Annotated in this window: 12 protein-coding genes and 1 pseudogene; 11 read left to right on the top strand and 2 right to left on the bottom strand. The window is 59.6% G+C overall.

The window, feature by feature from the left end; genetic code table 11:
• Positions 1–236: 236 nt before the first annotated feature.
• The 7 genes from AU074_RS00520 (at position 237) to AU074_RS00490 (ending at position 5,883) form a co-directional block, all read left to right on the top strand.
• Positions 237–875, top strand: a complete 639-nt coding sequence (locus tag AU074_RS00520) for a peroxiredoxin (protein ID WP_076013063.1) — start codon at positions 237–239, stop codon at positions 873–875.
• Positions 876–1,192: 317 nt separating this feature from the next.
• Entirely contained in the window at positions 1,193–1,786 is a 594-nt protein-coding gene (gene ssuE / locus AU074_RS00515) for an NADPH-dependent FMN reductase (RefSeq protein WP_076013062.1), read from the top strand.
• Between the two features lie 108 nt (positions 1,787–1,894).
• The gene (locus AU074_RS00510; RefSeq protein ID WP_076013061.1) at positions 1,895–2,863 is read left to right on the top strand and encodes a sulfonate ABC transporter substrate-binding protein; all 969 of its coding nucleotides are present in this window, start codon (positions 1,895–1,897) and stop codon (positions 2,861–2,863) included.
• A 25-nt stretch (positions 2,864–2,888) separates the two neighbouring features.
• Positions 2,889–4,037: an FMNH2-dependent alkanesulfonate monooxygenase gene (gene ssuD / locus AU074_RS00505; RefSeq protein ID WP_076013060.1), complete on the top strand. Its 1,149-nt coding sequence runs from the start codon at positions 2,889–2,891 to the stop codon at positions 4,035–4,037.
• A gap of 9 nt (positions 4,038–4,046) precedes the next feature.
• Positions 4,047–4,835 carry an aliphatic sulfonate ABC transporter permease SsuC gene (gene ssuC, locus AU074_RS00500; RefSeq protein ID WP_076013059.1) on the top strand — a complete coding sequence of 263 codons (789 nt, stop codon included), beginning with the start codon at positions 4,047–4,049 and terminating at the stop codon, positions 4,833–4,835.
• Entirely contained in the window at positions 4,832–5,638 is an 807-nt protein-coding gene (ssuB, locus tag AU074_RS00495; RefSeq protein WP_076013058.1) for an aliphatic sulfonates ABC transporter ATP-binding protein, read from the top strand. Before ssuC ends, ssuB begins: the two co-directional genes overlap by 4 nt.
• 29 nt (positions 5,639–5,667) lie before the next feature.
• Complete coding sequence (locus AU074_RS00490) at positions 5,668–5,883, top strand: molybdopterin-binding protein (RefSeq protein WP_003213899.1); 216 nt, start codon at positions 5,668–5,670, stop codon at positions 5,881–5,883.
• A gap of 172 nt (positions 5,884–6,055) precedes the next feature.
• Here the strand turns inward: AU074_RS00490 and AU074_RS00485 are convergent, their stop codons facing one another.
• On the bottom strand, positions 6,056–6,694 hold the full coding sequence (locus tag AU074_RS00485) for a TetR/AcrR family transcriptional regulator (RefSeq protein WP_076013057.1): 639 nt from the start codon (positions 6,692–6,694) through the stop codon (positions 6,056–6,058).
• Positions 6,695–6,773: 79 nt separating this feature from the next.
• On the opposite strand from AU074_RS00485, the pseudogene AU074_RS34285 reads away from it, so the two are divergent.
• A pseudogene (locus AU074_RS34285) lies at positions 6,774–6,851 on the top strand (outer membrane lipoprotein carrier protein LolA); the annotation flags it as partial.
• A 62-nt stretch (positions 6,852–6,913) separates the two neighbouring features.
• Here AU074_RS34285 and AU074_RS00480 read toward each other — a convergent pair.
• Entirely contained in the window at positions 6,914–8,290 is a 1,377-nt protein-coding gene (locus AU074_RS00480) for a glutamine synthetase family protein (protein WP_003213894.1), read from the bottom strand.
• Between the two features lie 278 nt (positions 8,291–8,568).
• Here AU074_RS00480 and AU074_RS00475 point away from each other — a divergent pair, with 278 nt between their 5' ends.
• Genes AU074_RS00475 through AU074_RS00465 form a run of 3 tightly spaced genes read left to right on the top strand, consistent with a single transcriptional unit; the run spans position 8,569 to position 12,169 of the window.
• Positions 8,569–9,348 carry a gamma-glutamyl-gamma-aminobutyrate hydrolase family protein gene (locus tag AU074_RS00475; protein WP_076013056.1) on the top strand — a complete coding sequence of 260 codons (780 nt, stop codon included), beginning with the start codon at positions 8,569–8,571 and terminating at the stop codon, positions 9,346–9,348.
• A 39-nt stretch (positions 9,349–9,387) separates the two neighbouring features.
• Positions 9,388–10,746: a glutamine synthetase family protein gene (locus AU074_RS00470; protein WP_010167850.1), complete on the top strand. Its 1,359-nt coding sequence runs from the start codon at positions 9,388–9,390 to the stop codon at positions 10,744–10,746.
• 58 nt (positions 10,747–10,804) lie between these two features.
• A complete protein-coding gene (locus AU074_RS00465; protein ID WP_076013055.1) occupies positions 10,805–12,169 on the top strand; it encodes an aspartate aminotransferase family protein in 1,365 nt (454 codons plus the stop codon).
• The last annotated feature ends 178 nt before the right edge of the window (positions 12,170–12,347 follow it).

Below are 12,347 nucleotides of genomic sequence, written 5' to 3'. Positions count from 1 at the left end.
GCTTTACTTTTCAAGTCGGGCTCAACCCCCGCAAGCCCTTCCTGAATCCCCTCTTTGTACAGCGTCTCAAGGCCTTCTCGAACCTTGAAATGGATGTTGATCCTCGCCTGTCGCCAAGTCCAATGAACAGATTTTTAATATTCTTTTATCGTCTAGATAAATCGATATTTATTCTTTTTAAATAATCCACAACGCAGGCACAGTGGGCTCCATAAGCACTCATCAGGAGCCACACCATGAGCCTCAGACTGGGCGACATCGCCCCCGACTTTGAACAGGATTCCAGCGCCGGCAAGATTCGCTTCCACGAGTGGCTGGGCGATAGCTGGGGCGTGCTGTTTTCCCACCCGGCGGATTTCACCCCGGTGTGCACCACCGAGCTGGGCTTCACCGCCAAGCTCAAGGATGAATTCGCCAAGCGCGGCGTCAAGGCCATTGCCCTGTCGGTGGACCCGGTGGATTCCCACCACAAGTGGATCGAAGACATCAACGAAACCCAGAACACCATCGTCAACTTCCCGATCCTGGCCGACGCTGACCGCAAGGTCTCCGACCTGTATGACCTGATCCACCCGAATGCCAGTGACACCCTCACCGTGCGTTCGCTGTTCGTGATCGATCCGAACAAAAAGATTCGCCTGACCATCACCTACCCAGCCAGTACCGGGCGCAACTTCCACGAAATCCTGCGGGTGATCGACTCGCTGCAACTGACCGACAGCCACAAAGTCGCCACCCCGGCCAACTGGCAGGACGGTGACGAGGTGGTGATCGTGCCGTCGCTCAAGGACGAAGAAGAGATCAAGACGCGCTTTCCGAAGGGTTACCGGGCGGTGAAGCCGTACCTGCGGCTCACCCCTCAACCGAATCGCTGACACAGAACCAAATGTGGGAGCGGGCTTGCTCGCGAACGCGCACTGTCAGTTGACGCCTCTTTGAATGACACACCGCTTTCGCGAGCAAGCCCGCTCCCACACTTGATCGCATTTCAAGTCTCACACAGCAGGGGTTTTAAGGCCGTTTCGACGGCCTTTTTTTACGCCTGGAATTCAGTCAGCTGCATATGCATTTAAAGAATAAACAAATGAAAAAATAAGATTTATAGATATATAAATTGGCTGATATGGTCTGTCCCATCTTGGCGCCATCGCCACAAAGCGAACCGCCGACACTTTCCAAAGGAATTGCCTACATGCTGGTCGTAACACTTGGTGGTAGCCCCAGCCAACGTTCCCGGTCCGGGATCTTGCTGGATCACTCCCGAAACTGGTTGCAGCAACAAGGCGTGGAAGTGGTGAGTTATCAGATACGGGACTTCCCGGCCGAAGACTTGCTGCACGCGCGGTTCGACAGCCCGAAAATCATCGACCTGCTGCAGCAAGTGGCAAATGCCGATGGCCTGGTGATTGCCACGCCGGTGTACAAGGCTTCGTTTTCCGGTGCGCTGAAAACCATCCTTGACCTGCTGCCCGAACGCGCCCTGGCCCACAAAGTGGTATTGCCGATGGCCACCGGCGGCAGCATCGCCCACATGCTCGCGGTGGACTACGCGCTGAAGCCAGTGCTGTCGGCCCTGAAAGCCCAGGAATTGCTTCACGGGATTTTCGCCGAAGACAGCCAGATCGCTTACGGCGAAGGCAGTGCCCAGGCGCAACTGGTGCCGGTGCTGGAACAACGTTTGAGCGAGGCCCTGGAGCAGTTCTACAGCGCCATGGCCCGCCGCCCGAAACCCCTTGATCCCAATGTGTTGAATGAACGTCTGTTGAGTGCTCGCTGGAGCATTTAAGCCTTACCGAGCTTTACCTGAATTCGACAAGTACTACTCACCTTACTCAGCCGTCAACGGCCAAGCAGGTGCAGCCAACCCCCTCATCGTATAGTTGGAGAGAGCGCCATGCGCACTGTCATCTTGCGTCGTGGACTGGTCGCACTGTTTGCTGCGGCTGTGTCGTTCGGCGCCATTGTTCAAGCCCAAGCCGCCGAAACCCTGCGGATCGGTTATCAGAAATACGGCACCCTGGTGCTGCTCAAGGCCAAGGGCTCGCTGGAAAAGCGCCTGGCCGAGCAGGGCGTGCAAGTGCAATGGACGGAGTTCCCCGGCGGCCCGCAACTGCTGGAAGGACTGAACGTCGGCTCCATCGACTTCGGCGTGACGGGTGAAACCCCGCCGGTGTTCGCCCAGGCTGCCGGTGCCGATCTGCTCTACGTCGCCTACGAACCACCAGCGCCTACCAGCGAAGCGATTCTGGTACCGAAAGACTCGCCGATCAAATCGGTGCAAGACCTCAAGGGCAAGAAAGTCGTCCTCAATAAAGGCTCCAACGTGCACTACCTGCTGGTGCGTGCCCTGGAAGATGCCGGCCTGAAATACACCGACGTGCAGACCGTATTCCTGCCGCCCGCCGATGCCCGCGCCGCGTTCGAGCGTGGCAGCGTCGATGCCTGGGTGATCTGGGACCCGTACCAGGCAGCCGCCGAAAAACAACTGCAAGCGCGCACCCTGCGTGACGGCACCGGCATCGCTGACAACCATCAGTTCTACCTGGCCACCAAGCCTTACGCCGAAAAACACCCTGATGTGATCAAGGCATTGGTGGAGGAAGTGCGCGCCGTGGGCGAATGGTCCAAGGCCAATCCGGAGCAAGTCACCGAACAAGTTGCACCGCTGCTGGGCTTGCCGGCCGACATCACCCTCACCTCGGTGAAACGCCAGGGCTACGGCGCGCTGTTCCTGACCCCGGAAGTGGTCGCCGCGCAGCAGAAAATTGCCGACAGCTTCTACCAACTCAAATTGATCCCCAAACCCTTGAACATCAAGGACGTGATCTGGACGCCACCCGCCGCCGTTGCCAAAGCGCCGTAATCCGACTTCTTCAGGAGACAACTCCATGAGCCTCAATATTTTCTGGTTCCTGCCTACCCACGGCGACGGCCATTACCTTGGCACCGCCGAAGGCGCTCGCGCCGTTGATCACGGTTACCTGCAGCAAGTGGCCCAGGCGGCAGACCGCCTTGGCTTCGGCGGAGTGCTGATCCCTACCGGCCGTTCCTGCGAGGATTCGTGGTTGGTGGCGGCGTCGCTGATCCCGGTGACCCAACGTTTGAAATTCCTTGTCGCGCTGCGCCCCGGGATCATTTCCCCGACGGTGGCTGCGCGTCAGGCGGCAACTCTGGATCGTCTGTCCGGCGGCCGTGCGTTGTTCAACCTGGTGACCGGCGGTGATCCGGAAGAATTGGCCGGCGACGGGTTGTTCCTGAGTCATGAAGAGCGGTATCAGGCGTCGGTGGAATTCACCCGCATCTGGCGCCGCGTACTGGAGGGCGAAACCGTCGATTACGATGGCCAGCACATCAGCGTCAAAGGCGCGAAGTTGCTCTATCCGCCGATCCAGCAACCGCGTCCGCCGCTGTATTTCGGGGGTTCCTCCGAAGCGGCGCAGGACCTGGCAGCTGAACAAGTGGAAATGGTCCTGACCTGGGGCGAGCCGCCGGCCGCGGTGGCGGAAAAGATTGCACAGGTTCGCGCCAAGGCCGCCAAGCTCGGGCGTACCCTGCGCTTCGGCATTCGCCTGCATGTGATCGTACGTGAAACCAACGCCGAAGCCTGGCAGGCCGCCGACAAACTGATCTCCCACGTGGACGATGAAACCATCGCCCGCGCCCAGGCCTCATTGTCGCGCTTCGATTCCGTAGGTCAGCAGCGTATGGCTGCCTTGCACGGCGGTAGCCGCGACAACCTGGAAGTCAGCCCGAACCTGTGGGCCGGCGTAGGACTGGTGCGCGGCGGTGCCGGCACTGCCTTGGTAGGTGATGGCCCGACCGTAGCTGCACGGGTGAAGGAATACGCTGACCTGGGCATCGACACCTTTATCTTCTCCGGTTATCCACACCTCGAAGAGTCGTATCGCGTGGCTGAGCTGCTGTTCCCGCACCTGGACATCGAGCGTCCCGAGCTGCCGAAGGGCGCCGGCTACGTCAGCCCGTTCGGCGAAATGGTCGCCAACGACATTCTCCCCAAAGCTGCGTCCCAGAGCTGAGGCGCCGCCATGAATCTTGAAAAGTTAAGTCATCGATTGGCGCCCTGGGCGCTGCCGATTCTGTTGCTGGCGGTATGGCAGTTGTCCGTTTCGGCAGGTTGGTTGTCGACGCGGATTCTGCCGGCACCCAGCGCGGTGATCGAAGCGGGCGTCAGCCTGGTGCGCAGCGGCGAAATCTGGACGCACCTGGCCATCAGCGGCTGGCGCGCGGGCCTGGGTTTTGTGATCGGCGGCAGCATCGGCCTGGCCCTGGGCTTTATCACCGGCCTGTCGACCTGGGGTGAGCGCCTGCTGGACAGCTCGGTGCAGATGATCCGCAACGTGCCGCATCTGGCGCTGATCCCACTGGTGATCCTGTGGTTCGGGATTGACGAGACCGCGAAGATATTCCTGGTCGCCCTCGGCACGCTGTTCCCGATCTACCTCAACACTTACCACGGCATCCGCAACGTCGACCCGGCGCTGGTGGAAATGGCCCGCAGTTATGGCCTGTCCGGCTTCAGTCTGTTTCGCCAGGTGATTTTGCCGGGCGCCTTGCCTTCGATTCTGGTGGGCGTGCGCTTCGCGTTGGGCTTTATGTGGCTGACGTTGATCGTCGCGGAAACCATCTCCGCCAGTTCCGGCATCGGCTACCTGGCGATGAACGCCCGGGAATTCCTGCAAACCGACGTAGTGGTACTGGCGATCGTGCTGTACGCGGTACTCGGCAAGCTGGCAGACCTGGCGGCGCGTGGCCTGGAACGTGTCTGGCTGCGCTGGCACCCGGCTTATCAAGTGAATAAAGGAGGTGCGGCATGACTGCTCAACAACCTCCACGCCTGCTGCGGGGCATTCCCCTGGCAGTGCGCAAGTTGCGCAAGGCTTTCGGCGCGCGGGAAGTGCTGAAGGCAATCGACCTGCACATTCCAGCCGGTCAATTTGTTGCGGTCGTGGGCCGCAGTGGCTGCGGCAAAAGTACCTTGCTGCGCTTGCTGGCCGGCCTGGACAAAGCCAGCGGCGGCGAATTGCTCGCCGGCTCCGCACCGCTGAGCGAGGCGATTGAAGACACGCGCTTGATGTTCCAGGAAGCGCGCCTGCTGCCGTGGAAAAAGATCATCGACAACGTGGGCCTGGGCCTCAAGGGCAACTGGCGTCCGCAGGCGTTGGAAGCGCTGGAAGCGGTCGGCCTGGCCGAGCGTGCCAATGAGTGGCCGGCGGCGTTGTCCGGTGGCCAGAAGCAACGCGTGGCCCTGGCCCGCGCCTTGATCCACCAGCCACGCCTGTTGCTGCTGGACGAACCGCTGGGGGCCCTGGATGCCCTGACCCGGATCGAGATGCAGCAACTGATCGAGAACCTCTGGCAGAAACACGGCTTCACCGTATTGCTGGTGACCCACGACGTCAGCGAAGCCGTGGCCATTGCCGACCGGGTGATCCTGATCGAAGACGGCGAAATCGGCCTCGACCTGCACGTGGAACTCCCACGCCCGCGGGTGCGTGGCTCCCACCGCCTGGCGGCGCTGGAAACCGAAGTGCTTAACCGTGTGTTGTCGCTGCCCGGCACCCCGCCGGAACCCGAACCTGTTTCACCGCTGCCTACGCAGTTGCGTTGGGCTCAATAATTCACTTGTCTTACACAGGAAGAACGACCATGACTATTAAAGCCATCAACGTGCGTAACCAGTTCAAAGGCACCATCAAGGAAATCGTCGAAGGCGACGTGCTGTCGGAAATCGACGTGCAGACCGCATCCGGCATCGTCACTTCGGTGATCACCACGCGCTCGGTGAAAGAGCTCGAGCTGGTGATTGGCAGCGAAGTGATTGCCTTCGTCAAATCCACCGAGGTATCGATCGCCAAGCTGTGATCGATGGTTCGCCCAAAACCCCGAAGGTGAAAGCTTGTCGGGGTTTTTGTCGTTCTTGAGATAGTTTTCGCGAGCAAGCCCGCTCCCACATTCGACCGCATTCCAAAGTTAAAACTCGGTCAAATGTGGGAGCGGGCTTGCTCGCGAAGAGGCCCGGACAGGCAACAAAAAATCAGAGCGCAGCCACCCGCTTGGGCAAGAACGCCGGCAGATAAAGCCCCACATACGCGTCAAACACCCGCATGCCTTCCTCGGCCATGCGCGGGGTGATTTGCCCGTGCTGATGCACCGAGCGCGCGTAGACGCGGTCGCTCAGTTCCAGGGCCAGGGCAAACACGTCGACATCGGCGGGCAGGCTCGGCACCTCGAAGTGCCGGTTGAACACTTCATGCATCAGGTTTCCCAGCTCCAGATCGTGCTGGCGGTCGGCCTGTGTCACTTCGGTCAACCCGTGCTGGGCCAGGATCAATTGCCGGGCGGCGGCGTCGTTGCTGTAGATGATGAGCATGCGCTGCTCCACCACGCAGGACAGATCGCGCCAATGCTTGAGTGAGTCGTGGTCGATTGGCGCCTGAATGGCCGCGCGGAAGGCTGCATGGACGTCAGCGGTCAGCGCCTCCAGCAAGGCAGGCACGCTGGCGAAGAAGTGGTACACCGATGACGGTGGAATCTGCGCCCGCTCGGCCACGCTGTAGATCGACAGGCTGGCCACGCCTTCGGCGGCCAGCAAGGTGCGGGCGGCGTCGAGGATCGCGTCGATCCGGGCCTGGCTGCGGGCGCGGGGTTTGCGAGGGGTGGCAGGGCGATTCATTGAAGTCTCCTACAGGGCAGCGGGCATTGTACGAGAGACAGCCTGTGATCCATACCATGTAGGAGCGAGCTTGCTCGCGATGGTCGTAAACGATGACGCGGGCATCCTGAATCAACGCGGCGACCTCAGGTTTTTCGCGAGCAAGCTCGCTCCTACAAACAGGCATAAAAAAACGCCGCAAGCCAAAAGCCTGCGGCGTTCCTTCAATCAAGCAACCGCTTACACGGTATGCAGGTACCAGTTGTACTCAAGGTCGGAGATGGAGTGTTCGAACTCTTCCAGCTCACTTTCCTTACAGGCGACGAAGATATCGATGTATTTAGGATCGATGTACTTGGCCATCACCTCGCTGTCGTCCAACTCGCGCAGGGCATCACGCAGGTTGTTCGGCAGACTCTGTTCGTTCTGCTCGTAGCTGTTGCCTTCCACGGGTGCGCCAGGCTCGATCTTGTTGGTCAGGCCGTGATGCACGCCCGCCAGGACCGAAGCCATCAGCAGGTAAGGGTTGGCGTCGGCGCCGGCCACACGGTGTTCGATACGTACGGCGTCGGACGAGCCGGTCGGTACGCGAATCGCTACGGTGCGGTTATCCAGGCCCCAGCACGGCGAGTTCGGCACGTAGAACTGTGCGCCGAAACGACGGTAGGAGTTGACGTTAGGGCACAGGAACGCCATTTGGGCGGGTAGGGTCTCCAGCACACCGCCGATCGCGTGACGCAATGCGGCGTTCTGCTCGGGATCCTCGCTGGCAAAGATGTTCTTGCCGTCCTTGTCCAGGATCGAAATGTGCACGTGTAGGCCGTTGCCTGCCTGGCCCGGGTAAGGCTTGGCCATGAAGGTGGTGTCCATCTCATGGTCGTAGGCGATGTTCTTGATCAAGCGCTTGAGCAGTACCGCGTAGTCGCAGGCCTTTATAGGGTCGGCAACGTGGTGCAGGTTCACTTCGAACTGCGCCGGGGCACTTTCCTTGACGATGGCGTCGGCAGGGATGCCTTGCTCTTTTGCACCTTCCAGAATGTCCTGGAGGCAGTCGACGTATTCGTCGAGGTCGTCGATCAGGTAGACCTGTGTCGAGTGCGGGCGTTTGCCGGAGATCGGCGAGCGGGGCGGTTGTGGCCGGCCATTCACGTTCTCCTGGTCAATCAGGTAGAACTCCAGCTCGAATGCGGCGCAGATGGTCAGACCGAGGTCGTCAAATTTGCTTACAACTTGGCGGAGTACTTCGCGAGGATCGGCGAAGAAAGGTTCACCTTCGAGTTCGTGCATGGTCATCAGCAATTGCGCGGTTGGGCGCTTTTGCCAGGGCTCATTGCACAGGGTGTCGGGGATTGGATAACAGATTCGGTCAGCATCACCGATGTCCAGACCCAGACCGGTGCTTTCCACCGTTGAGCCATTGATATCCAGGGCAAATAGAGAGGCAGGCAGGTTAATGCCCTTCTCGTAAACCTTGTGGAGGCTGGTGCGTTCGATGCGCTTGCCGCGCACCACACCATTCATATCCGCAATTAGAAGGTCTACGTACAGAACCTCAGGATGATCCTTAAGGAACGCGTTCGCTTCGTTAAGCTGAACGGCACGCGGGGGTACCGACATGATGCAACACCTTTGTTGTTAAAAATATCAATCATTGATCTCTTCGGGTTTCAGTCAACCCGAACGGCATGCCGAAGTCAAGCGAGGCCTTTTTTGCCCTAAAAAAGCGCCTTGAGGGCTTTTTTGGGGCTTTTTGGGGCGGTTTTTTGGGATTGGTGCTCTTGGAACCAGCACGTTTGAGCGGGCCGTGTTGTATTTTTTACGGGGGTGTTGTGTAAAAAAATGAACAAGGCTAAGCTCGATTCAAACCCATAACAGCAATAATACCGGGGTGCTTCATGTCTCGCCTGCCGTTAATCGGCGTCACCGCCTGCTCCAAACAGGTCGGTCTGCATGCTTATCACATCAGTGGCGACAAATACGTCCGTGCAGTGGCCACCGCTGCCAAGGGCTTGCCATTGATTATTCCGTCCCTGGCGGATGTGCTCGACCCGGCCAATATTTTTGACGGTCTGGACGGCATTCTCTTTACCGGCTCACCTTCCAATATCGAACCCTTTCATTACGACGGCCCGGCCAGCGCGCCCGGGACTGCTCATGATTCTGCACGGGACCAAACCACGCTACCGATGCTGCGTGCCGCGATTGCGGCAGGCGTTCCGGTGCTGGGGATTTGCCGTGGCTTCCAGGAAATGAACGTGGCGTTTGGCGGCAGCCTGCACCAGAAGGTTCACGAAGTGCCGGGCATGATGGATCACTGCGAAGACGACACCCAGCCGCTGGATATCCAGTATGGCCCGGCGCACGCAGTGGCCATCTCCCCGAATGGGGTATTGGCAAGCCTGGGCTTGCCGCCGACGATCCAGGTCAACTCGATTCATTCACAGGGCATCGATCGCCTTGCGCCGGGTTTTCAGGTCGAGGCCACCGCGCCGGACGGCCTGATCGAAGGCTTTTCGGTTCCCGCGGGCAAGGCTTTTGCTTTAGGAGTGCAATGGCACCCCGAATGGCAGGTAAGCTCTAACCCGCACTACCTCGCAATCTTCCAGGCATTTGGCAATGCTTGTCGAAAGCGGGTGATGCAACGCGACGCGGATGCTGCGTCAACTTACGCCTGACCTTTAATGGATGTCAGGAAACACAGCCCAGAGGCATTTATGAGTAACAACCTCGACCAGCTCACCGATTGGTTGAAAGACCACAAGATCACAGAAGTCGAATGCATGATTGGCGACCTCACCGGCATCACCCGGGGCAAGATCTCGCCGACCAACAAGTTCATCGCCGAAAAAGGCATGCGCCTGCCCGAAAGCGTTCTGTTGCAGACCGTGACCGGCGACTATGTCGAAGACGACATCTATTACGAATTGCTCGACCCGGCCGACATCGACATGATCTGCCGCCCGGACGAGAACGCGGTGTACCTCGTGCCCTGGGCCATAGAGCCTACGGCCCAGGTGATCCACGACACCTACGACAAGCAAGGCAACCCGATCGAACTGTCGCCGCGCAACGTGCTCAAGAAAGTCCTCAAGCTCTACGCCGATAAAGGCTGGCAGCCCATCGTGGCGCCGGAGATGGAGTTCTACCTGACCAAGCGCTGCGAAGACCCGGACTTCCCGCTGCAACCGCCGATTGGCCGTTCCGGTCGCCCGGAAACCGGCCGCCAGTCCTTCTCTATAGAAGCAGCCAACGAATTCGACCCGTTGTTCGAAGACGTCTACGACTGGTGCGAGCTGCAGGAGCTGGACCTCGACACGCTGATCCACGAGGACGGCACGGCGCAGATGGAAATCAACTTCCGTCACGGCGACGCCCTGTCCCTGGCCGACCAGATCCTGGTGTTCAAGCGGACCATGCGTGAAGCGGCGCTCAAGCACAACGTGGCGGCCACCTTTATGGCCAAACCCATGACCGGCGAGCCCGGCAGCGCGATGCACCTGCACCAGAGCATCATCGACATCGCCACCGGCAAGAACGTGTTCTCTAATGAAGACGGGACCAAGAGCGAGCTGTTCCTGCACCACATCGGTGGCCTGCAGAAATTTATCCCTGAGCTGTTGCCGCTGTTCGCACCGAACGTCAACTCGTTCCGCCGCTTCCTGCCCGATACCTCGGCGCCGGTCAACGTGGAGTGGGGCGAAGAAAACCGCACCGTAGGCCTGCGCGTACCGGACGCCGGCCCACAAAACCGTCGGGTGGAAAACCGCCTGCCAGGTGCCGACGCCAACCCGTACCTGGCGATTGCTGCCAGCTTGCTGTGTGGCTACATCGGCATGGTCGAAGGCATCAGCCCAAGCGCGCCGGTGGTGGGTCGTGGTTACGAGCGCCGCAACCTGCGCCTGCCGCTGACCATCGAAGACGCCCTGGAACGCATGGAAAACAGCAAGACCATCGAGAAATACCTGGGTCACAAATTCATCACAGGCTACGTCGCGGTCAAGCGGGCCGAGCATGAAAACTTCAAGCGCGTCATCAGTTCGTGGGAGCGGGAATTCCTGCTCTTTGCCGTCTGATGCGCCGGGCGCGCCCTTCAAACGGCGCGTCCTCACCTGAAACATCTAGGAGATTGGTATGTCCAGCAACAACCCGCAAACCCGTGAATGGCAAGCCTTGAGCAGCGATCACCACCTGGCGCCGTTCAGCGACTTCAAGCAATTGAAAGAGAAAGGCCCACGGATCATCACCAAAGCCCACGGCGTTTACCTGTGGGACAGCGAAGGCAACAAGATTCTCGACGGCATGGCCGGCCTGTGGTGCGTGGCGATCGGTTACGGTCGCGATGAACTGGCTGATGCGGCCGCCAAGCAGATGAAAGAGCTGCCGTACTACAACCTGTTCTTCCAGACCGCCCACCCGCCGGTGCTGGAACTGGCCAAAGCCATCTCCGATATCGCCCCGCAAGGCATGAACCACGTGTTCTTCACCGGTTCCGGCTCCGAAGGCAACGACACCATGCTGCGTATGGTCCGCCACTACTGGGCGATCAAAGGCCAGCCGAACAAGAAAACCATCATCAGCCGCAAGAATGGCTACCACGGCTCAACCGTGGCCGGCGCCAGCCTGGGCGGCATGACGTATATGCATGAACAGGGCGACTTGCCGATCCCGGGCATCGTCCACATCGCCCAGCCATACTGGTTCGGCGAAGGCGGCGACATGAGCCCGGACGAGTTCGGCGTGTGGGCGGCCAACCAGCTGGAAGAGAAGATTCTGGAACTGGGCGTGGACAACGTCGGCGCCTTTATTGCCGAGCCGATCCAGGGTGCCGGTGGCGTGATCGTGCCGCCTGCCAGCTACTGGCCGCGCATCAAGGAAATCCTCGCCAAGTACGACATCCTGTTCGTCGCCGATGAAGTGATCTGCGGCTTTGGCCGTACCGGTGAGTGGTTCGGTAGCGATTTCTACGACCTCAAGCCCGACATGATGACCATCGCCAAGGGCCTGACCTCCGGCTACATCCCGATGGGTGGCCTGATCGTGCGCGACGAAGTGGTCGCGGTGCTGAACGAAGGCGGTGATTTCAACCATGGCTTCACCTATTCGGGTCACCCGGTTGCAGCGGCGGTAGCCCTGGAAAACATCCGCATCATGCGCGATGAACAAATTGTTAAGCGTGTGCACGACGAAACGGCACCCTATTTGCAAAAGCGTTTGAGGGAACTGGCTGATCACCCGCTGGTGGGTGAAGTTCGCGGCGTGGGCATGCTCGGTGCAATCGAGCTGGTTCAGGACAAGGCAACGCGCAAGCGTTACGAAGGCCGTGGTGTTGGCATGATCTGCCGCACCTTCTGCTTCGAGAATGGCCTGATCATGCGCGCCGTGGGCGACACCATGATCATTTCGCCGCCGCTGGTGATCAGCAAGGCCGAGATAGACGAGTTGGTGACCAAGGCGCGGCACTGCCTGGACCTGACTTTGGCGGCTTTGCAGGGCTAAGTGCTAGGCTCAGAGCGCAGCGCCGATTGGGCGCTGCTTCTGGGATGTTAGAAAAGGCATTTATAAAAAGAGCGCTTTGGTTGAAAGCCGGCCTCGGAACTTGCCAGACTGTCGCCCTGTTTTGTTGCCCCTTAGACGGGCTGCGAAACACGTTGTACTTAAAGAACGAACGTGGCCC

This window comes from Pseudomonas sp. ATCC PTA-122608, from assembly GCF_001952855.1.
Taxonomy (GTDB): Bacteria; Pseudomonadota; Gammaproteobacteria; order Pseudomonadales; family Pseudomonadaceae; genus Aquipseudomonas.
This window is presented reverse-complemented; position numbering and strand designations above follow the sequence as displayed.